The sequence below is a fragment of the Amphritea atlantica genome, from assembly GCF_018860855.1.
Lineage (GTDB): Bacteria > Pseudomonadota > Gammaproteobacteria > Pseudomonadales > Balneatricaceae > Amphritea > Amphritea atlantica_A.
On the sequence record NZ_JAHKQE010000020.1, the window covers coordinates 1 to 21,840 of the forward strand.

Consider the following 21,840-nt stretch of genomic DNA (forward strand, 5'->3'; position numbering starts at 1 on the left):
GTTAACTGATCGCTTACGTAGCTTCGAAACTCAATTCATCCTCCATGAAAGCTAAACGCCGCTAGCAAAGGTTCAGCTTGCTGTGTCCTACTGCCTGGCCTTGTTAGCTTTTGCTTCATCGATTCTTCTTGATAAATCGAATTCAATCACTGCTAGCGACTCGGCTAAAACCTCTCCCAAAACTTTTAGAAACTCTATGGATTTTCCAATATATTCTGAGTCTGGCCAGCTAAAGCTTGAGGCTGGATGAGCAATGTTGTTTCTTATATCCATAAGTTTGTTGAGATATGCTTCTGCATCTTTTTTGGCTTTCGCAGGATCATGAGTTTCTAAAAATAACTGAAGCTTAGCTTGCTGACTGATTTTTTCCCAAATATTATTAATACCAACCCGCTTAAATAAATCGTTAATAATTTTTGGCCTCATATTTTCGGATGTTATTGATAAACAACTAGTGTTTATCGATTCCAAATCAACTTCATCAGTCAGGTTATCTGAAAGAACTTTAATAAATGACTTTACTCCCAGGTCACCATGACCATATTTTCTGGGATTTGCGATAACCTCAGCTGTTAATCGAACATGATTTTCCCTCATCTCTTTCGGAAGATAGTTATACCTTTCAGCTTTATCCGCAATATTAGTACATAGCTCTTCAAATGTTAGCCGAACAAAATTTTCAAATTTACCAGACACATATAAAAGTAATGTTCCATTCAGGACAACCAAGTTAGCTCGATTTTCCTGTGAAATACCATGTAGGTCAGATGCATGAGATAAAAATACATCTTGCTCTGTAGTCTCAGAACTACTTATACCAGCAAAGTCTTTAACGGAGCTAGTTAAAGTCAATAGTGCGCTAACCTTATTCAAGTCCGAGTGGTATTCAGGGAGTGTGCTATACATATTAACTCCCTATTCGGCAATTAGAATTTCTTGGGCGAAATTCACTCTGTCTCTAATAGAGTCTGCCGTATTTCCTTTTCCTATTAGTATTTCATACTCTTTAGAATGAGCATCAATATCGGCTAGAATAGAGTTTATATCCTGACGATTTTTTAGCATGTTCGTATCAATCAAACTATATGCGACCATAAAAGCGTCATACATAGGGCGACTTAACTTTCCAGTACTTGGTATTCTAAATGTTAGTTCTCCAAATATTTCATAGAGCCCATCAATTGAACTCTTAAATTCCTTAGCGAGATTTTCCTTTTCTTCCTCTTTTATAAATTGAAATGCTTTACTTGTCTTATCAAGTATCGAACGAAGAGATCCTCCAAGGTTTGTAGCTATGAGGCGCTGTATACCAAAGAACCTCAGAACAAGTTCACAATCAGCCATGCTTTTATAGAGTGAATTTTTAAGCAATTCATCACTAGGTTCAGCTTCCTCTCCTTCTGTATATGGGGGAATCTTCCAGATTTTGGTGAACGTATCATATCGTGATAGCTCACCAATAAGATCATTAAATTCACCTGGGTATAACGCATTCCTAAGTTCTTGTGGATTCAGCTGAACTCCGCCAGTATTTAGTCTTTTGAATAGAATTTTTCTAATATCAACGCCGGTAGAATCTTCTTTAGTTGTTTCGGCCAATAGCACTATGGCGTTTATAGTTCTTCGAGATAGACCTCGTTGAATAACTGTAGGCAAATCATAGAAACGTAACCCTTCTAATTCTTTCCAAAACTCAAGATTTTTTAGAGGGAACTCATTATTCATGAAGCTTCTAAGGGTATCTATACGTTGCCGTCCATCCATAATTTCATATTGATTGTAATCATTCTCAAAGAGGAATACTGACGGTACGGGGATATTCATTAGAAAAGACTCAATAAGTTGTGAGCGTTTTTTTATATCCCATCGATGCCTACGCTGGTATTTGGGTGATGCGTTTATATACTCTCTATCTTCAAGAGATTGCTTGAGGTGATATAGAGTGAAATCCATTGATGTTCGAACAACACGAAGCTGGCTTTCACTGTATTTGGTCTCAAGAGATACTTCTTCAGGAATTGGGTCTGTGCTGGTTTCGTCTTCAGAATCAAACCATTCAGTGACTTCATCATCATCAATTTCAAATAAATCTTTATCTTGTGTCATTCTAACTCCTAGTATGTAATGACGATTTGGAAAGCTAACAGCTTATTCATGTGCCTGCCTGATATACTGGCGAGAACTCATCGGGCTTCTGCTTGTAACCAACTGATTTCATTCTGAAACCTTCCATAGTTTGACTATTCCCTTCCAGAAAAGCGTGCGTGCACACTATTTCGGTGACGACTGGTCTATAAACGTGACTGGCCTATAAAGGTGTAAATCAATAACCTATTGATTTTATTGATGATCAAAATATCACCAACCGAATAAACGGGCAAGCACGAAAACTAAGTGTGTCCTCTTTCCTTGAAAATTTCAAATCATACTGCAGAAAGACAGTTCAAGGATGTATACGATGAGTTCCCTTTTCATCGATCGATTGCGTCACCACATACGTGCTCACATTTAGATTCGCTGCGCTCCCAGCGTGCTTGTGTGTACGCTTGATCGCTCCGATGATGATTCATGCCAAAGTGCCTCGCTTCTAGGTAGCAGGATAAGGACGACGTTTAAATCCGCACCCTGTAGCAGAAGATTAGCGCATCAAATCAGAAGACGCTGATAAAATTGCAGCTCCGCTTCGAGGCTGTGCACTTGGTTGCTGGCTTGGCGAAAGCCGTGCTGTTCATCTGGGTAAAGATGGTATTCCACGGCGATGCCGCGCTGTTTTAAAGCATTCACTATCACGTCGGTTTGCTGCGGCACCACAACTCTATCTTGGCCTCCTTGAAAGAAGATCATCGGGCAGTTGATTTGATCCGCATGCACGAGTGGGCTGCGTTGCCGATATAGCTCGGCCTGCTGTTGTGGATCGCCGATTAGCCAGTCTAGGTAGTGGCTTTCAAATTTATGGGTATCGCGGGTGAGTGCCATCGGATCACTGACGCCGTAATAACTCGCCCCGCCTTTAAAACGATTACTAAAGGCCAATGCACAAAGGGTGGTATACCCGCCGGCACTGCCACCGCGAATAAACACATGGGCGGGATCGATCAGTTTCTTTTCAGCCAGATAATCCACCGCAGCTTCGGCATCCTGCCAATCGGTTTGCCCCCAACTCCCCGCCAGCCGCAAGCGATAGTCGCGGCCATAACCGGTACTGCCACGATAATTAAGATCGAGCACGGCAAAGCCTCTGCTGGTCCAAAACTGAATTTTGGGGTTATAGAGTGGATAGGTCGCCGCTGTTGGGCCACCATGGCTGAACACAAGCAACGGTGGCCGCACGGTCGAGTCATCAGTCGATTCAGTGGCCGATAAGGGCAGATAGAGAAAGCCATAAGCGGTTTCCTCCGCCACCGGATAACAGATCGGTTGCGGCAAGGCGACCTCACTATCGGGTCGCTGACCGCCGGCTATCAGGTGAAGCTGACTTTGCTCGCCCAGTTGCGCTGGCACTAACTCGACGATGGCTGCGGCACGATCTTTCGCCGATGCGATGCAGTAGATACGCCCTTGATAACAACAGATGTGACGAAACAGGCTGAACTGCTCGGCTAGCCGAACCTCGCCCGCGGCGGTGTTGATAGCCAAGCGCCCCTCTCCCTGTTGCATATAGCAGGCCACTTGGCGCTGCTCATCCAGTTGATCCCAGGTGGACACACCCAGTTGCCAGGACGGCAAACCGAAGTCATTTGTTCGAGACCACAGCGGCTCGGCTCGAACGCCTCTTTCCCCTCTCTCTGTTAACGGGTAGTTCGATGCTGATATTTCAGATGTTTCGTGTGCAGGTGCTGCAGCCTCTACGGCGTGGTTTTGTAGTTTATTATTAACATCATCAAGCAGATAACGGTATAAATTCCACCAGCCAGAAATATCACTAATCGCCACTAAACTGTTATCGCTTAAGAAACGCGGCTGTTGCAAAGACTCTTGCGTCGTCTCACCGGCCAGCACTCGATGCTCGATTAAGCCACTGGCGGGGGTTATTTTATCGCTCTGCGTATCACTAGGCGCTTGTTTAGGTGTGCTGGCTGAGGCGATACGGGCCAGATTGAGTTGTGTGCTCACCCAAGGCATATGCGGATGATTCCAACTGATCCAAGCCAACTGCTGACCATCGGGACTTAGCACGGGCGCGGCATAAAAATCATCGCCGCTGACCAACACAGTGACCGCCCCACTGTTGATATCCACCGCCACTATTCGATGTAGCGGTTGAGTAGGATCATCGCTGGTTTGTTCCTGCACCGCTAGCAATCGTTGACGGGGTTGATCAAAGATTAGGTCGCCATAACGGCAATCCGGCGTTTGGGTAAGCGGCAAAGGCGTTTGACCGCCCTGTTGTAGCCAGATCTGCTGATCCGCGGCATTCACAAATGCCAACCGATGGCCCACGGGGCACCAACTTTTACCCCCATATTCATAAACGCAACTGCGTACGCTGAATCCCGTTGGGGTTAAGCAATGGATATCACCGTTCCAGCCACGCTGAATCAGTAAATTTCGCCCCTCATCTGGCCGGTATTCAACCCAGAAAAGCCCCTCAGCCACCGCCTGTAATTGGCCATATTCCAGCCCAGCAGCCACCGCATCGGCGGCTGATAGTGTCGAGTTTAAAAAACCATATTGGGGCATAACGGGCTCACATCCACAGGGTTAACTAAGCCTTGCAGGCTAACATATCAACTCTTGGCAAACACCCGTGAGTTACGCTCGTTACGGAAGATCGGTTCCTGATGCGTGGGTAGCTCGGCCTCTTCACGTGCCTGCACAATGAGATCGTGATGGAGGGATTTACTGCACACCGGATCGGCATTATTGGCATCGCCGGTGAGCATAAAGGCCTGACAACGACAGCCGCCAAAGTCTTTCTCTTTTTCATCGCAGGAGACACAGGGTTCTTTCATCCACTCATAACCCCGGAAGTGGTTGAAGCCGTTCGAGCGGTTCCAGATCTGCTCGATGCTTTGCTCCTTCACATTGGGGAACTCGACTGGCAACATCCGCGCACTATGACAAGGTAAGGCAGTGCCATCGGGTGTGACGGTTAAAAACACCTGCCCCCAACCATTCATGCAGCCTTTGGGGCGCTCTTCATAATAATCCGGTGTGACAAAGATGATTTTGATCGGGTTACCGGCGGCGGCTAAGCGATCACGGTATTCATTGGTGATGCGCTCAGCCCGCTCCAACTGCGCCCGTGTGGGCAGCAGGTTATTCCGGTTTTCATAAGCCCAACCATAATACTGACAGGTGGCCAGCTCGACATAATCCGCTTCAAGTTCGACACACAGCTCGATAATACGATCGATCTGATCGATATTATGCCGATGGGTAACAAAGTTGAGCACCATCGGATAGCCCTGAGCTTTCACTTCTCGGGCCATCTTTAGTTTTTGCGCAAACGCTTTTTTGGACCCTGCCAGCAGGTTGTTGACCTCGGGATCGGCCGCCTGAAAGCTGACCTGAATATGATCGAGCCCCGCTTCACGAAAATCGGCAATCTTATGTTCGTTTAACCCCACTCCAGAGGTAATCAGGTTGGTGTAATAACCCAACTGCCGTGCTTCACTGATCAATTCCGCTAAGTCTTGGCGTACCAGCGGCTCGCCTCCTGAAAAACCCAGCTGTGCCGCACCTAATTCACGGGCTTGGGTGAACACATCCACCCACTCGGCGGTGGTTAACTCATCGGTTTTGCTGGCGAAATTGGTTGGGTTGGCGCAGTAAGGGCACTGCAGTGGGCATTTATAGGTAAGTTCGGCGAGCAACCACAGCGGCTGACCATGGGTCGGCACCGCATTTAGTGATGGCTGACCGTTACAGGCTGATCCAGCGTTGCTCACGGGCATCTCCTAAGAATTCCAGAATATCCTGCTCGATACCCTCAGCATCGGGGAACTTCGCCTGCAGGCTCTGGATAATATCGGTTACAGTACGCTGACCATCCACTAGGGCTAGCACTTCACCCGCGGGGCCGTTGAGTTTAACCATCCCTTCAGGATAGAGCAGCACATAACTATCCTGTGCTTTCTCCCATTGAAAGCGAAACATCCGGCTTAATTCCGGGATCTGATCTGGGGTAATCTCAGCGCCGCTCATGCGAATAGGCCTTTGTGATAGATCTTCTCTTCGGTGACCGTATGATACGGCGGTCGCTTCAGTTCATAGGCCATGGTCATCGCATCGAGCATGCTCCAGAGCACATCCAGTTTGAACTGTAAGATATTTAGCATCCGTTCCTGCTGCTCGCGGGTGGTGTAGTGATCCAGCGTAATATCCAACCCATGGGCCACATCGCGGCGGGCTTCAGTTAGGCGGCCACGAAAATACTGATAGCCCTCCTCTTTAATCCAAGGATAGTGGGTCGGCCAGGTGTCTAACCGATTTTGATGAATCGTTGGGGCAAACAGTTCGGTGAGCGATGAACTCGCAGCTTCTTGCCACGTGGCACGGCGAGCGAAATTAACATAAGCATCGACGGCAAAACGTACCCCTGGCAACACATGCTCTTGCGACAGAATCTCTTCGCGGCTCAAGCCCACGGCTTCGCCTAAACGCAGCCAGGCTTCGATGCCACCCACCGCGCCATCATAACCATCGTGATCCAACACCCGCTGAACCCAGTGACGACGCACGTCACGGTCAGGGCAATTAGCCATAATGGCGGCATCTTTCAAGGGAATCGAGATCTGATAGTAAAAACGGTTCGCTACCCAACCTTGAATCTGTTCCTTGCTGCAATCACCGTTGTACATCGCCACATGGTAAGGGTGTTCGGTGTGATAAAACGCCCCTTTAGCCCGCAGCGCCTGTTCAAATTCATCCCGACTTAGCGCCGGCAAGATCTCTTTCAGTTGTGCGTTCATAGCTGACCTCTTAGAGTTCGATACTCATGCCGTCATAGGAGACTTCGATCCCACGGGCCAGCACTTCGGCTCGTTCTGGAGAGTCTTCATCTAAAATCGGATTGGTATTATTAATATGTATTAACACTTTGCGCGGCTTGTCTAAGGTATCAAGAAATGCCAGCATGCCTGCCTCACCAGTAGCTTCATTGGGCATCTGCGCTAAGTGCCCCATGGTGACGCCTAACTTATCGCCCACACCCGAGGTGATCATCTCGTCATCGCGCCATATAGTGCCGTCCACCAACAAGCAGTCGGCGTCTTGCATGATCGGTTGCAGGTGCGGTTCAATTTGCCCTAGGCCGGGTGCATAGAAGAGCGTTTTGCCGCTGCGGGTATCTTCGATCAAGATACCGATATTGTCCCCCGGATGCGGATCGTTACGGTGTGGCGAATAAGGCGGCGCACTGCTGAGCAGGGTCACGGCTGTCAGTTTAAATTCGGGTACTTGGGGAATCACAAAGCTATTCTCACCCGCTTCAACCGAAATCCGGTTGCGGGTAATGCCGCCATTCCAATGCTCTAACATCTTAAACACAGGGAAGCCGGTGGTGAGGTCTTGATACACCATATCGGTACACCAAACCTCATGGGGGCAACCTTCGCGCAACATCAATAAACCGGTGGTATGGTCGATCTGGCTATCCATATAAACGATGGCGGCGATACCGGTATCCCGAATCTGACGATTAGGCTGCATCGGCGCGAAATCAGCCAGTTGCTGGCGGATATCTGGGGAGGTATTAAACAGTATCCAATCTTCACCATTCGCGCTCACGGCGATGGAGGATTGGGTACGCGCTTTGGCATTGAGCGTGCCAGCACGATAACCGGCACAATTACGGCAGTTGCAGTTCCACTGGGGGAAACCGCCACCGGCGGCTGAACCTAAAACCTGTATTTTCATTGTTATTATTATCTTGTCGTGTTGTCGGAGTGTTCGGATCGAAACCAATAAAAAAAGCCCCACCCGAAGGCGGAGCTTGGTCTATCATTTAACGGTTTGCGAAATACATGGTGACTTCAAAACCGATACGCAGATCTGTATAAGCTGGCTTAGTCCACATTGGTATTACCTCTTTTGTTATTAGTTTTTCCAGTCTTGTGACTGTCTTTAATCATAGAAACCGAATGATTAATTCCATATGGTACTTTGGAACTAATCAACGGGGCTTTTTAGTCGTAAGCCGATGTATGGAATACAGATTGCCCGATAAAAAGCGGCTCAAGAAAGAGGCACCTGTCAGATCAGAGCATCAATAGACTGCTTGGGCGGTTAGATAAGGAACGGAATAATTAGAAAAAAGAGAATGACTGAGTTTGTACTGAATAGCAGGGTGAATGACGGTTATATTTTGCGGTTAAAAACGCGCTAATCGGATACCCGGCCACGCAGTGCTTTAACATGACCCCGTTTAGTTTTGCTATCAACCCTTTTCCGTTTTGCAGAGCGGCTAGGTTTTGTGGCTTGTCGCGCTTTCTGCACCACTGTCACGGCCTTAATTAACGCCTGTAACCGCTGCAGTGCATCTTCACGGTTTTTCTCCTGAGTACGGTACTGCTGGGCTTTAATCACCACGACGCCCTCTTTGGTAATGCGAGAGTCCTTCAGTTGCAGCAAACGCTCTTTGTAAAACTCAGGTAGAGATGACGCGGCAATATCAAACCGCAGATGAATCGCCGAAGAGACTTTATTGACATTCTGGCCGCCACTGCCCTGCGCACGGATCGCGGTGAGTACGATTTCATCATCGGGAATAGAGACAGCATTAGAAATAACGAGCACTTTTCAGTCCATTTTAAACATTAGGTTCTATTGTATCAGAGGCCGCCGTGGTAATTGAGTTTCTAGACAACCAATATTCATCAAGCGCGATTATGGGCAGCTATAGCTCGATTTCATCCTTAACCATTGAAGTATTAAATAGCTTAACGTTGTTACTGCCCTCCTTCTTCGCCTGATACAGGGCTCGGTCAGCACACTCCATTAAGCCTGCAGCATCGCTACTATCCTTCGGTGCCAAGGCAACACCGATACTGGTGGTGAGCTGTAATTCGATACCTGCCACCAGCAGTGGCTCTGATATCGCCTCTATTATCCGTTGCGCTAACTTCATAGCAGCCGGCTTCATCTCTCCAGGTTCGTTTCCTAGCAGAATCACAAACTCATCACCGCCCACACGGCTCACCATGTCCGTTACCCGCACGATCTCATTCAATCGTCGAGCAATGGTAATCAGCACCTGATCGCCAACCCCATGACCATAGGTATCGTTAATTGTTTTGAACAGATCAAGATCCATAAACATCAACCCTAACTGATGATCAGGATGCCGTTTGAGTACATCAAGCTCATGCTGTAGACGTTGACTGAGTGAACGACGGTTAGGTAGATCCGTCAACGAATCACTCTGAGCCATATGCTCAAGTTGCTCTTCAAAGGCTTTACGCTGGCTGATATCGGTAAAGGTGCCAATATAGTTTTCAATCTCCCCCTCGGCATTGCAATAACTGGTGATTGATAGCGCCTGAGGATAGAGTGAGCCGTTTTTGCGGCGGTTCCAGATCTCACCATGCCACTGACCTTGGCTAGTCAATGCATGCCACATCGCTTTATAAAAGTCAGTGCTATTTGAGGTTGAACCAAGAATACGCGGATTCTTACCTTTAACATCTTCTAAGATATAGCCGGTAATCCGTGTAAAGGATTTATTGATACGGATAATATGATTATCTGCATCGGTAATCAGAATACCTTCATGGGCGGCATCAACGATTCTTTCGCTGATATCCAGCGCCCGCGCATTTTCATCGAGGGTAATACTCTGCTGATCTAAATTTAGCTGAAAACGACTGAAGACCTTACTGAAGCCCCGCGCATAATAGCGCATCATCACGAATGCAATCGATAACAACACCGCCATCAATAACACCAGCGTGATATTACTGTCCCTATCATTTTGCATAATCTGAGCTCGCTGCTGCAGAAGCAACTCCAGCGATGGATCAGCATAACCGCCAGCCAGTACAATCCAGCCCCATGCAGGGAAGACACTGGCATAAAGTAGCTGATCAGCATCAGGCTGACCATCATTGCGATACCAGCCCGTATGGATAAAACCGTCACTCTTCACTTCACCCAACAGCGTGGCAATGCGCGCTCGGTCGGCGGGGTTCTCTAACTGCATATATGTCTTACCTACAAATTGCTCAACCCCCTGACCCGCAATCACCTTACCATTGAGATCGATGATCGACAGGTAACCGTTTTTGCCGAACTGAATACCTTGCAGGTATTCAATGACTTCCTGTTGTAAGTCCTGCTGAATCTGAGAGACATAGTCACCTGCACCCACCAACCAGTTATAGGGTTCAAATCGAGCGACAAAGGCAATTTTATTCTCCATCCGCTGCCGATCATCAAGAGAGTACCAGCGATAGCGAACATACCCTCGTCCGGCTGCCGATTCGGTCACCTGCCGAACACGGCGGATAAAATAAACCCCTTGATCATCTTGTACATCCATCATCGATGTACCTTCAAGTTCGGGCTGGGTAGGCATCAGTAAACCTTTCCCTTGCTGGTCACCGACAAACAGATAACCCCGACCATTGAAAAAGCGCACGCCGCGCAAGAGTTCAAGTAATTGCCGTTTTAGTTCGACATCGGACATGCGCCGCCGGTTTTGTTCATAAAAGCGATTCATGACGTCTAATGCCTGAGTCACCTCATGTTGCGACGAGGTCATAATAACCTGTTCAGCACTGTGATAGCGGGCATTGGCAAAGTGGATGGCATCGTTCACCTCATATTGTAGGCGACGATTGATATGCTGCTGAATAGACGCTTGAAGCTTATCAAGATTGGTATGATTGTATTGTTGATTGGCAATAAAAAAGTAAGTGAAAAATCCGGCTAATAGAAATACCAGCAACACAGATATCAACCAAAAAAAGCTAAGGCCTAACTTACTCGGTATTTTCGTAAAATCCATTACTACCCCGCCATGCTAATCATCTGAAAACGACTATTCCCAGCCCTATTAGCATGATAAAGCATATCAGAGCCTTGCTGTTTCAGCGATGATCGAGTTACTCAAGATGACAGGTATAAAAAAGGCGACCCGAGGTCGCCAAAGAACACCGACAGTAAATGCTTGCCGGAAACGGTATCGAACCAACCCAAAAACATGGCTGGTGCGGTGCGAATCTCCAAACAATGGAGACCAAAAAGTGGGACGGAGAACCGTCCCGGGGAGTAACGTCCACCTGACGATGGCCTTGAATGATGACTTAGAAGAAGCCCAATGGGTTGATATCGTAACTAACCAACAGGTTTTTAGTCTGCTGATAGTGATCCAACATCATCTTGTGGGTCTCACGACCAACACCGGATTTCTTATAACCACCGAACGCAGCATGGGCAGGGTAAAGGTGATAACAGTTAGTCCATACCCGACCGGACTGAATACCACGTCCCATGCGATAAGAAACATTCATGTCGCGAGTCCACACACCGGCACCCAAACCGAACTCGGTATCATTGGCAATTTCCAGTGCTTCTGCTTCGTCTTTAAAGGTTGTCACCGCGACCACTGGACCGAAGATCTCTTCTTGGAAGACGCGCATTTTGTTGTGGCCTTTCATCAGCGTAGGCTGCACATAGAAACCCGAGTTAAACTCGTCGTCATGTTCATGCACATCACCACCGATCAGGAACTCAGCGCCCTCTTCTTTACCGATCTCCATGTAAGACAGGATTTTCTCAAACTGCTGCTGAGACGCCTGTGCACCGACCATCGTTTCGGTGTCTAGCGGGTTGCCTCGTTTGATCTGCTTAGAGCGCTCAATCACTTTGGCAATGAAGGCATCATAAATGCTCTCTTGTACCAACAAACGTGATGGGCAAGTACAAACTTCGCCCTGGTTAAAGAAGGCCAACACCGCTCCCTCAACCGCTTTGTTAACAAACTCATCTTCCTGATCCATGACATCGGCAAAGAAGACGTTAGGTGACTTACCACCCAGCTCTACGGTCGATGGAATAATATTTTCAGCGGCACATTTAAGAATGTGAGAACCGACAGGCGTTGAACCGGTGAAAGCGATCTTAGCGATACGCGTGCTAGTGGCCAGCGCTTCGCCTGCTTCTTTACCGAAGCCGTTGACGATGTTCAGCACACCCGGTGGCAGCAGATCACCGATCACTTCCATCAGTTTAAGAATAGAGGCAGGGGTTTGTTCCGCCGGCTTCATAACAACACAGTTACCAGTAACCAGTGCAGGAGCCAATTTCCATGCCGCCATCAGCAGCGGGAAGTTCCAAGGGATGATCTGACCGACAACGCCCAGCGGCTCATGGAATTGATAGGAAACAGTATTCTGATCGATCTCACCGATAGAACCTTCCTGTGCCCGGATACAACCGGCATAGTAACGGAAGTGATCAACACACAGCGGTACATCAGCAGCCATGGTTTCACGCACCGCTTTACCATTATCCCAAGTTTCGGCAACGGCCAGCAGTTCAAGATTTTGCTCAATACGATCAGCGATTCTTAACAAAACATTAGAGCGCTCAGCAACCGATGTCGTACCCCAAGCATCCTTCGCTGCGTGGGCTGCATCCAGCGCAAGGTTAATATCATCAGCATCGGAGCGTGGAATCTGACAAAACACCTTACCGTTAACCGGTGAAACATTGTCGAAGTATTGCCCATTAACCGGTGCAACCCACTCACCACCAATATAGTTTTCGTAACGTTCTTTAAAGGAAACAACAGAACCCTCGGTCCCTGGCTGTGCGTAAATCATTATGATGCCTCTCTTTTTGTTATTCGCCGCGTTTCTCTTTGCGGGCCATTTAACTACCCCTACATAGTAGCTATCTAGCCTGTTTTTTACCTATGCCTCCTTGGCAGCAAAAAATTAGTTCTTTAGTACTAGTTTTAAAGCTTCTAGCACAAAGTTTTAGTTCGGGTTTATTTAGCAATTTGAGCGTGTATACTTAGCGTCCCAACAGAATAGGCGCACCACCCGCATGGATTTAAGGCCTGAACTTAACGGATAGAAGGTCTAATCCAGTCGCCTATTGCAGACAACACTACTCAATAGATAGAGGTTTTTTTGTATGGATGATAATCGCCTCACCACTAGGGAGCGCGAGGTTCCTGAAGCCAGTCGTTTAATTTCTACGACCTCACTCTCTGGCAGCATCACCTATGCAAACCAGAACTTCATCGATATCGCCGGATTTAGTTGTAAAGAACTGTTGGGACAACCCCATAATATGGTTCGACACCCCGATATGCCCGCCGCTGCATTTGCCGACTTATGGCGTAATCTTAAAGCGGATAAACCTTGGTTAGGCGCGGTTAAGAACCGCTGTAAAAATGGTGATTTTTACTGGGTATTAGCCTATATCACACCATTGTATGACCAAGAGGGAAGCAAAATTGGTTATCAATCGGTGCGTACCCGACTGCCTGATGACATTAAACAGCATGCGCAGAACCTATATGATCAGATCCGTGCGAATCCTAAACGGTTATCGCTCACCCGCCATAGTTTGAGTCATCGACTGTTGGCCACCCTGTTTTCAGGCTTAGCGGCCCTCTCATTAGTCAATATTGCACCACTGGGGTTACTCGAACAATTATTAATATCTGGGGCGATTACCGCCACGATCACCGGCCTGTGCTATAGACAACTTAAACCTCTCCAGCAGCTCCTTAAGCAATCGCAAGCAATCTATGACAACCCTCTATCGCAACGGGTGATCGGCGGAAGTATGGATGAGATTGGCGCCGCTAACGTCACCACTCAGCTATTACAAGCCAGAATACTGACCGTTACCGGCCGCGTCGAAGATGCTATTTTGACTCTTAGAGAGGTGATGGACACTACGCATGACAGCCTGAATCAAACCACCTGTGGTATTGATAAGCAAAATCTGGAAAGCGACATGTTGGCCTCAGCCAGCAATCAGATGGCCTCTTCATCACAACATGTAGCTGAAAACACGTCTCGCACCTCCGAGGTAACCCATCAAGCGGCCCAAGACGCCCAGAATGGCAGAACCATCATTAACGATATGCTGCAAACAATTGAGGTGCTCGCTGAAGAGATCAGCCAAGCATCAAGCCAATCTGAACAGCTACATGCCCAAACCGAAGAGATTGGCCATATCACCACGCTGATCAACGATATCACGGGCCAAACTAACCTTCTGGCCCTCAATGCCGCCATTGAAGCCGCCAGAGCCGGTGATCATGGGCGCGGTTTTGCGGTGGTTGCCAATGAGGTGCGAGAGTTAGCGATCCGTACTCAGAAAGCAACCGAACAGATCAAAGCCAGTATCGATGCAGTACAGAAGCAGGTACAGAGCACCACTGAGACGATGAGCAAGACCCATCATCAGGTCAAAGAGAGCATTGCGAGTGCGGAAACGGCAGGACAGGCGTTTGATCAATTGACGCAATCATTGGATCAGATCTCAGATCAGAGCCAACAGATTGCGTTGGCCGCTGATGAGCAGAATCATACGGCCGAAAGCCTAAGCCGTAACATTATCTCTATCCGAGATGTTTCTGAAAATAACAAAGACTCCATTAACACGACCAACCAAGCCATTGATAACCTTGCCCGTTTGGTGACAGATCTGTCTCAGATTGTGAATAATAAAGTCAAGTAGGCTCATTAACGTATTAGGCGCTGAGATTGCCGGTCAACAATAAGGCAGCCAGCGTCCACATCATAATGCACACCGAGCCATCCAGAATTCGCCAACTGATGGGTTTGCGAAACAGCGGTGCTAACCAGCGAGCACCCAGACTGAGGGCGAAAAACCAAATAAAGGAGAACAGCGCAGCGCCGGCACCAAACCAATATCGCTCCTGTTCTGCATAACGTCCGCCAATACTGCCTAACAAGACCACCGTATCAAGATAGACGTGGGGATTTAACAAGCTAAGCGCTAATGTCGCCAACAGTGCCGAACGTAGATTGGCAAACTGATTCACCGACACCTTGAGCGACTCACTCCTCAGCGCTGAACGCAGGGCATTCGCGCCATACCACAATAAAAATGCTCCACCCGCCCAGGTAATCAGTTGTAACAACAACGTCGATTGACTGATCAAGATACCCATACCGGATATACCCGCCATTATCAGTATCGTATCAAGCAGACTACACAAACCGGCAATCGGCCAATGATATTCCCGACGCACTCCCTGACTGAGCACAAACGCATTTTGTGCGCCAATCGCAATAATTAATCCAGCACTGGTGGCTAAACCGGTGATAAAAGGGGCAGGAATGGATAACAACATAGCGATTAACAGTCCGATATTCGTTGACGAAACAGTGATTGGCACAGCGTAAGCATTCGACACAAATAAGTAAAACTAATAATATTTATGTTTCATTAGAACTTCTAATGTCGCTATGATGACGTACATCATTACCTTATCAGTGCGAGATATTATGTTTGATTATCGTCAGCTTCAGGCGCTAGCCACCGTCATTGAAGAACAGAGTTTTGAGAGGGCCGCCAAACGGCTGTTTCTAACACAGTCGGCTATTTCACAGCGTATTAAACAGCTGGAAGAGTCCGCCGGACAACTCTTGTTAGTGCGTAGCCAACCGTTACGACTCACCGACGCAGGGCAGCAGCTACAACGCTATTACCATCAAGTCACGCTGTTACAGGATGAGCTATTAACCCATCTTAATAATGCTCAACAAGAGGGTTTCAACAAGCTAACCATCGGTCTGAATGCGGATAGCTTAGCCACTTGGTTTATGGATGCGATGCAGCCCTTAATGGAGCAAAGCCCTATTCTGCTAGATTTAAGAATCGATGATCAGGATCAGACCCACCAACTGCTTCGTCAGGGTGATGTTCAGGGCTGTATCAGCGCCAGCAGCAAACCCTTGCAAGGCAGTAATGCCGTGCTACTTGGTATTAGCCGCTATCTAGCGCTCGCCAGTCCCCGCTTTATGCAGCATTACTTTCCTGACGGCGTATCCAGTGCAACCTTAACTCAAGCGCCAGCGGTGGAATACAACGAAAAAGATGACCTACAGAATAGTTATATCCAACGCTTCTACCCAGAGGTACAGGATTATCAACGCCATCGGGTCCCCTCCTCTGAAGCATTTACCGAGTTAATCAAACGTGGATTTGCGTGGGGCATGGCGCCTGACTTACAGATGAAATCGCTGCTGGAACGTGGTGAGGTCGTTGAACTGGTCCCCGGAAAGAGCATAGAAGTACCACTGTACTGGCACAGTTGGAACCTAGCCACCGACACGGGACACCGACTCAGTGAACAATTAATCCGCTACTGCCAACGGCATCTTGAACAACCCACTAGTCGGTCTTCGTACTGACACAATTACGGCCATGGGCCTTGGCGTAATACAGCCGTTGATCCGCACAGGAGAGTAATTCGGACGCTTTCTTAAAGACTTGGCTATATTCAGCAACACCGATGGAACAGGTTAAAGTGACCACCTGACCATCATCCAATTTAAGGGATAACTCGCCAACCTGTTGTCGAACACGTTCAGCGAAAGCTGCGGCGCTCTCTAATCCGGTATCCGGCAAGAGAATGGCAAACTCCTCACCACCAATACGGCCGCAGACGTCGTTTTCACGCAATACATGACTGATAGTTTGCGCCACCGCCTCCAGTACTTTATCGCCAGTGTCGTGGCCATATTGATCGTTAATCTTTTTGAAGAAATCGAGATCCAGCATACACAGACTAAAAGGATGCCCATAGCGTTTCGCCCGTTCAAACTCAGTTTCAAGCAAACTAAATAGCTTACGGCGGTTATTCAATCCCGTCAGCACGTCAGAATTAGCCATAGCCACCAACGCGGCTTCCGCTTGAAACGCTTCGATAATAAGACTAACAAAAGCCGCCATGCTTTCAATCAGATCCAGATCCGCACGGGAGGGTTTGGATATATACGAATGGTAGATCGCAAAGGTACCAATCAGGCGTTTTTTCCGGCCAAAAATAGGTTCTGACCAACAACTGTGTAAGTGATGTTCTAACGCCAGCGCTTTAAAGTCGGTCCATAAAGGGTCTGTTGAGATATCTTCGACGATGATACGTTCACGTCTAAATATCGCTGTGCCACAGGAGCCAACGCCCTCACCAACCTGAATACCATCAATCGCGGCCTTGTAACTCTCAGGTAGCGAAGGCGCCGCACAGTTAACCAAATGCTGGCTCGCCTCATCTAACAGTAGAATAGAACACAATGCCCCTGGATTTTCCTGCTCAATACCCGCCACCATAAGGTTGAGTACATATTCCAGAGGCTTACCCTGTAAGGTCGCTTCCATTGCTCGGCTGCGCAGTTTATCCAGCAACTCAGCCTGTCGTTGTTCCGTGATATCAACGCCAGCACAGAGCACACCCACAACACGACCATTAGCATCCAAACTGAGACTGTTGCGCCAAGCAATCAGTCTGACCCCACCGTCCGAGGTGCGAACCCTACTTTCCCCGCGATACAAACCATTATCCGGATAATCACTATCGAGTAACGTAGCAAAAATTTTACGTTCCTGATCACTCTCTTCTAGAATTTGATCGCTAAACCAGTTTTTACCCAACAAGTCATCAATGCTTTCACCCAAGACCTCACTGCCTTTACGGTTGATCATCTGAATATTACCGTCACGATCCAGCATCAACATGATGGTCTCGACAGTATCCAGATAACTCTGAGCCCGATCCCGTTCCAACAAAATCTGGCGATGTATTTTCGCCAGTCGCAACAACACCAGTACCAAACACAATGTTAACAACAAGCCCAGTATCAGCACCCATTGGGATATATTCAGACTGTCTTCGGTCTGCAGACGCTCATCCCAAACTTCTAATAACCAATTGCGCCCGAGTATGTTGAACTCAGAACGATACGACACCGTAGCCGCTTCCGTTCGTGATGAGGCCGTAGCAGCAACTTCAATTAATCCATCGGGCGTCACATCATAAAGCTTCATCACCAAGCCCGACCCCCTAGAAGACAACGTATTCAAGAGTATCTGCGGCTGTATGATGGCTAGAACAAATCCCTTTAGCTGGCCTTGACCAGAAAGCGACTTATCATAAACGGGTCGGTAATAACTTAATGACAACATATCTGAGGCATTTCTAAACAGATGAAAGGGTGCAGTGCCCAGATACTCTTTATCACCGTGGATTAGTGCATCGATCACATCAGCATTAAGCTGTCTGGAATAGGTATCAAAACCGATGGATATGTAGCTTCTTTCTAACGGCTCAGAATATAAAACGGGATAATAAAGATCCTTTGCGGGCGCACTCGACACCGTATTATCGGCAGCATTCAGTGTCGTCAAACCCTCATCAAACCCATCTTTAGCTAACTGCTGTTCAAATGCCTCACGCTCCTCTCCTCTAATAAGAGGCACCCAATGAACCGCCCAAAGCTCTGGATGAAAAAGGATAATGGAACGGGTAAACGAGGCATATGAAGCGCGATCAAGATTGTCACTTTGGCCAATAAAACTGCCGACGGTATTCAGCAATTCAACGGTTCTATTAATGCTATTTTCCAATTTAGCCCGCTGTTGAACACCCGCACTTTCAACCTTCGCACGTAGTTTGTCACTCTCCATGGAGAGACTAAATTGATATGCGATAATGCTCACAAGCACACAGATAACACCGACCGTCATGGCCAGCAATTTACGTCTATTTAAAAAAAGTTCGTCTGCTGCCGTTAGCATAATATTGACCCACACAACGGACGTTAGACAGCAACTTAACGTCATCTATTTTTGGACTGTGCATACCGCCTAATCCTCGCCTTTAATCCTGACACCGAGGGCCCTTTTTAACAAGTAAAACCCCATGATTAATGGGTTGAAAACAGGTAAACCAACAATAAACATGAACCGCTATCTATTGGGTTATCGTTTCACTATAACGTCAATAGGCTACTGCTTGTTGAGTCGCCCTGTGGTGGTGACAAATCGCTCAGCCCCCAATCCTCGCTTATTTATTTGCCTGATCCCTTGACCCCATCGCAGAATCAACCGATAGTCTGCCCCATTGCCACCACCTGATCAGGACACTGTTTTGCTAAGTTATCGACACTCTTTCCATGCCGGCAATTTTGCCGATCTTCTCAAGCACATTGTGCTTACCGAGATACTCGAACACCTAACGAAAAAAGATAAACCGTTTGATTATATTGATACCCATGCGGGCGCTGGATTATACGACTTACAGTCAGATCAAGCGGAGAAGCTGGGCGAGTACAGCAATGGTATTGGCAAACTCAACATGCAGGACTGGCCGTCCTTAGCGAGCTACTTTTCAGCGATCAAAGCCTGTAACCCTAATGGTGGTTTACGCTTTTACCCGGGTTCCCCGCTCATCGCTAGCCACTTCATGCGAGCGCAAGACAAAGCAACGCTGTATGAACTACACCCCACTGATTTTAAGTTGCTGAGTAAAAACACCCGCACCAATCGGCGCATTAACGTGCTAAATCAAGATAGCCTGGAAGGTCTGCTATCACTTCTACCACCGACATCTCGTCGAGCGGTGATCTTGATGGACCCTTCCTATGAAATAAAAAGCGATTATGATCAGGTATTTAAAACTCTAAAACATGCACACAAGAAGTTTGCCACCGGTACCTATGCGCTCTGGTACCCGGTCGTCGACCGCCATCGTATTCGTAAACTGGAAAAGCTATTTATCAGTAGTGGTATCCGTAATATCCAACGATTTGAGTTAGGACTAGAGCCTGATTCACCGGAACACGGCATGACCGCATCGGGGATGATCGTGATTAACCCACCTTGGACCCTGTTCGACAACATGAAAACCTTACTGCCACAACTCGTTAAGGCGCTCGATGATGATGGCGAAGCATTCTCTCGTTGCGACATTCTCGTACCAGAGTAACTTCACCTCCCTAGGCCTCATTAACGACGGCTTTTTTCAACACCCGAGCCATTAAAATCAGCTAACACAAAAAGGCCGATGCAACTGCATCGGCCTTTTTTTAAAACTCGCTGATCATTAAGACTTAGGCAGCTTAAAGGTCCAGACCGAGCCTCCCTGATTCAGGTGTTTAATCCGTTTAGCGACTTCGCCACCCCAGAGTGGCACTGCACCGCCCCAACCAGACACAACGGAGATGAACTGCTCGCCATCCTGTTCCCAAGTAATAGGAGAACCAACAATACCGGAGCCCGTATTAAACTGATATTTCAGCTCACCGGTCTTAGCATCGAAGCCTTTCAGATAACCCTCAGGCGTACCCATAAAGACCAGATTACCCGCGGTTGTCAAAACACCACCCCACAAAGGTGAATAGTTTTTATAGCGCCATACCTCTTTACCGGTTTTAGGGTCCATCGCCCGTAAGACACCAATATAGTCGTCATTGATCGGTTTGATGGTAAAGCCTGCCCCTAGGTAAGCAGCACCTTTCTTATAAGCGGTTGGCTCATTCCAGATATCCATCGCCCATTCGTTAGAAGGCACATAGAACAACTCAGTCTGCTGACTGTAAGCCATTGGCATCCAGTTTTTACCACCGAGGAAAGCAGGTACCGCTCGTACAACCGATCCTTTTTTACCATCCTCTCCTGCTGACGGATTACCCGGACGCTTAGTATCGTCATAAACTGGACGACCATTTTGGTCTAAGCCTTTAGCCCAGGTGATCTCATCGACAAAAGGAAAGCCGCGAATAAAGTCACCATTGGTACGATTCAAGACATACATAAAACCATTACGGTCGGCAGTCGCTGCCGCTTTGATCGTTTTACCACCCTCTTTATAATCGAAAGCGATCAGCTCGTTGACACCATCATAATCCCATCCATCATGGGGTGTGGTTTGGAAGTGCCATTTGATTTTGCCGGTATCCGGATCGATCGCCAAACGCGATGAGGAGAACAGGTTGTCACCCGGACGCATGTGGGAGTTCCAAGGTGCAGGGTTACCGGTTCCGATGAACAAAGAGTTAGTATCTGGGTCGTAGGTGCCGCCTAGCCAAGTGGCTGCACCACCGCTTTTCCATAGATCGCCCGGCCAAGTCTGTCCCGCTTTACCACCGGAGATACCGTTCTCGATTTTCTTACCATCTTTCCAGATATAACCCATATGGCCTTCAACGGTTGGACGGCTCCAGAGAATCTTACCCGTCTTAGCATCATAGGCTTCGGCTTTACCAACGATACCGAACTCACCACCGGAGACACCGGTGATTACTTTGCCGTTGACGATCATAGGCGCAGCCGTAATGGAGTAGCCTTCTTTATAATCGGCAATGGTTTTTTTCCATTTTACCTTGCCGGTTTTAGCGTTCAGCGCCACCAGCTTGGCATCCAATGTACCGAAGATGACCAAATCGTCGTACAGGGCTACACCCCGGTTGATCACATCACAACAGGGCATAATGCCATCGGGAAGACGAGCATTGTATTCCCACAGCTCATCACCGGTTTTAGTATCAACCGCGAATACCCGTGAGTAAGAGGCGGTAACATACATCACCCCATCCTTCACCATTGGCTGTGATTCCTGACCCCGCTGTTTCTCCCCACCAAATGAGAACGACCAAACGGGACGCATATCTTTGACAGTGTCGGTGTTGATCATATCCAGCGGACTATAGCGCTGTCCGCGCGGGCCTAGGCCATAGGACACTACATCATCAACTGTCTTTTGATCCTGCATAATATCAGCATCGGTTACACTTGCCTGACTTAGCCCCGATACGGACATGGCTGCCATCAGCGCTGTCACAGCAAAGCTGCCACTGAATTTTTTCATTGCATTACTCCTTGATTAAGGATTGTTCTTATTTTCTG

17 protein-coding genes are annotated in these 21,840 nt (G+C 47.8%); 3 read left to right on the forward strand and 14 right to left on the reverse strand.

All coding sequences use genetic code 11. The annotated features are described in order from the left end of the window. Positions 1 to 87 precede the first annotated feature (87 nt). From KO512_RS08235 to exaC, 11 genes are all read right to left on the reverse strand, one after another. Positions 88 to 906, reverse strand: coding sequence for a HEPN domain-containing protein (locus KO512_RS08235; protein WP_215951860.1), 819 nt, complete (start codon positions 904 to 906; stop codon positions 88 to 90). Between the two features lie 9 nt (positions 907 to 915). Next, entirely contained in the window at positions 916 to 2,106 is a 1,191-nt protein-coding gene (locus KO512_RS08240) for a DUF262 domain-containing protein (protein ID WP_215951861.1), read from the reverse strand. A gap of 540 nt (positions 2,107 to 2,646) precedes the next feature. Then, positions 2,647 to 4,680: a S9 family peptidase gene (locus tag KO512_RS08245; protein WP_215951862.1), complete on the reverse strand. Its 2,034-nt coding sequence runs from the start codon at positions 4,678 to 4,680 to the stop codon at positions 2,647 to 2,649. Positions 4,681 to 4,727: 47 nt separating this feature from the next. Continuing rightward, positions 4,728 to 5,891 (reverse strand): pyrroloquinoline quinone biosynthesis protein PqqE, encoded by a 1,164-nt coding sequence (pqqE, locus tag KO512_RS08250; RefSeq protein WP_215951863.1) that lies wholly within the window; start codon positions 5,889 to 5,891, stop codon positions 4,728 to 4,730. Next, a complete protein-coding gene (gene pqqD, locus KO512_RS08255) occupies positions 5,866 to 6,147 on the reverse strand; it encodes a pyrroloquinoline quinone biosynthesis peptide chaperone PqqD (protein WP_215951864.1) in 282 nt (93 codons plus the stop codon). Before pqqD ends, pqqE begins: the two co-directional genes overlap by 26 nt. Further along, entirely contained in the window at positions 6,144 to 6,914 is a 771-nt protein-coding gene (gene pqqC, locus KO512_RS08260; RefSeq protein ID WP_215951865.1) for a pyrroloquinoline-quinone synthase PqqC, read from the reverse strand. The genes pqqD and pqqC overlap by 4 nt, the downstream gene beginning before the upstream one ends. Before the next feature lie 10 nt (positions 6,915 to 6,924). Continuing rightward, positions 6,925 to 7,860 (reverse strand): pyrroloquinoline quinone biosynthesis protein PqqB, encoded by a 936-nt coding sequence (gene pqqB / locus KO512_RS08265; RefSeq protein ID WP_215951866.1) that lies wholly within the window; start codon positions 7,858 to 7,860, stop codon positions 6,925 to 6,927. 88 nt (positions 7,861 to 7,948) lie between these two features. Beyond that, the gene (gene pqqA, locus KO512_RS08270; RefSeq protein WP_003243383.1) at positions 7,949 to 8,020 is read right to left on the reverse strand and encodes a pyrroloquinoline quinone precursor peptide PqqA; all 72 of its coding nucleotides are present in this window, start codon (positions 8,018 to 8,020) and stop codon (positions 7,949 to 7,951) included. A gap of 305 nt (positions 8,021 to 8,325) precedes the next feature. Then, positions 8,326 to 8,739, reverse strand: a complete 414-nt coding sequence (gene arfB, locus KO512_RS08275; protein ID WP_215951867.1) for an alternative ribosome rescue aminoacyl-tRNA hydrolase ArfB — start codon at positions 8,737 to 8,739, stop codon at positions 8,326 to 8,328. Positions 8,740 to 8,839: 100 nt separating this feature from the next. After that, positions 8,840 to 10,948, reverse strand: coding sequence for a sensor domain-containing diguanylate cyclase (locus KO512_RS08280; RefSeq protein ID WP_215951868.1), 2,109 nt, complete (start codon positions 10,946 to 10,948; stop codon positions 8,840 to 8,842). A 298-nt stretch (positions 10,949 to 11,246) separates the two neighbouring features. Then, complete coding sequence (exaC, locus tag KO512_RS08285; protein WP_215951869.1) at positions 11,247 to 12,767, reverse strand: acetaldehyde dehydrogenase ExaC; 1,521 nt, start codon at positions 12,765 to 12,767, stop codon at positions 11,247 to 11,249. Positions 12,768 to 13,083: 316 nt separating this feature from the next. Here exaC and KO512_RS08290 point away from each other — a divergent pair, with 316 nt between their 5' ends. Further along, positions 13,084 to 14,646 carry a methyl-accepting chemotaxis protein gene (locus KO512_RS08290; RefSeq protein WP_215951870.1) on the forward strand — a complete coding sequence of 521 codons (1,563 nt, stop codon included), beginning with the start codon at positions 13,084 to 13,086 and terminating at the stop codon, positions 14,644 to 14,646. Positions 14,647 to 14,659: 13 nt separating this feature from the next. Here the strand turns inward: KO512_RS08290 and KO512_RS08295 are convergent, their stop codons facing one another. Beyond that, the gene (locus KO512_RS08295; RefSeq protein WP_303492783.1) at positions 14,660 to 15,331 is read right to left on the reverse strand and encodes a LysE/ArgO family amino acid transporter; all 672 of its coding nucleotides are present in this window, start codon (positions 15,329 to 15,331) and stop codon (positions 14,660 to 14,662) included. A 109-nt stretch (positions 15,332 to 15,440) separates the two neighbouring features. Here KO512_RS08295 and KO512_RS08300 point away from each other — a divergent pair, with 109 nt between their 5' ends. After that, a complete protein-coding gene (locus tag KO512_RS08300; protein WP_215951871.1) occupies positions 15,441 to 16,349 on the forward strand; it encodes a LysR family transcriptional regulator ArgP in 909 nt (302 codons plus the stop codon). Here the strand turns inward: KO512_RS08300 and KO512_RS08305 are convergent. Next, positions 16,330 to 18,732: a sensor domain-containing diguanylate cyclase gene (locus tag KO512_RS08305; protein ID WP_215951872.1), complete on the reverse strand. Its 2,403-nt coding sequence runs from the start codon at positions 18,730 to 18,732 to the stop codon at positions 16,330 to 16,332. The two genes, KO512_RS08300 and KO512_RS08305, sit on opposite strands and share 20 nt — an antisense overlap. A gap of 352 nt (positions 18,733 to 19,084) precedes the next feature. Between KO512_RS08305 and KO512_RS08310 the strand changes: the two genes are divergently transcribed. After that, positions 19,085 to 19,921: a 23S rRNA (adenine(2030)-N(6))-methyltransferase RlmJ gene (locus KO512_RS08310; protein ID WP_252734926.1), complete on the forward strand. Its 837-nt coding sequence runs from the start codon at positions 19,085 to 19,087 to the stop codon at positions 19,919 to 19,921. A gap of 117 nt (positions 19,922 to 20,038) precedes the next feature. Here KO512_RS08310 and KO512_RS08315 read toward each other — a convergent pair whose 3' ends face one another. Continuing rightward, on the reverse strand, positions 20,039 to 21,802 hold the full coding sequence (locus KO512_RS08315; RefSeq protein WP_215951873.1) for a PQQ-dependent methanol/ethanol family dehydrogenase: 1,764 nt from the start codon (positions 21,800 to 21,802) through the stop codon (positions 20,039 to 20,041). Positions 21,803 to 21,840: the final 38 nt, after the last annotated feature.

Excerpts from the sequence above, each read along its gene's own strand:
- KO512_RS08235 (WP_215951860.1), bottom strand. The coding sequence starts at position 906 with ATGTATAGCACACTCCCTGAATACCACTCGGACTTGAATAAGGTTAGC.
- KO512_RS08240 (WP_215951861.1), bottom strand. The coding sequence starts at position 2,106 with ATGACACAAGATAAAGATTTATTTGAAATTGATGATGATGAAGTCACT.
- KO512_RS08245 (WP_215951862.1), bottom strand. The coding sequence starts at position 4,680 with ATGCCCCAATATGGTTTTTTAAACTCGACACTATCAGCCGCCGATGCG.
- pqqD (WP_215951864.1), bottom strand. The coding sequence starts at position 6,147 with ATGAGCGGCGCTGAGATTACCCCAGATCAGATCCCGGAATTAAGCCGG.
- pqqC (WP_215951865.1), bottom strand. The coding sequence starts at position 6,914 with ATGAACGCACAACTGAAAGAGATCTTGCCGGCGCTAAGTCGGGATGAA.
- pqqB (WP_215951866.1), bottom strand. The coding sequence starts at position 7,860 with ATGAAAATACAGGTTTTAGGTTCAGCCGCCGGTGGCGGTTTCCCCCAG.
- KO512_RS08280 (WP_215951868.1), bottom strand. The coding sequence starts at position 10,948 with ATGGATTTTACGAAAATACCGAGTAAGTTAGGCCTTAGCTTTTTTTGG.
- exaC (WP_215951869.1), bottom strand. The coding sequence starts at position 12,767 with ATGATTTACGCACAGCCAGGGACCGAGGGTTCTGTTGTTTCCTTTAAA.
- KO512_RS08290 (WP_215951870.1), top strand. The coding sequence starts at position 13,084 with ATGGATGATAATCGCCTCACCACTAGGGAGCGCGAGGTTCCTGAAGCC.
- KO512_RS08300 (WP_215951871.1), top strand. The coding sequence starts at position 15,441 with ATGTTTGATTATCGTCAGCTTCAGGCGCTAGCCACCGTCATTGAAGAA.
- KO512_RS08305 (WP_215951872.1), bottom strand. The coding sequence starts at position 18,732 with ATGCTAACGGCAGCAGACGAACTTTTTTTAAATAGACGTAAATTGCTG.
- KO512_RS08315 (WP_215951873.1), bottom strand. The coding sequence starts at position 21,802 with ATGAAAAAATTCAGTGGCAGCTTTGCTGTGACAGCGCTGATGGCAGCC.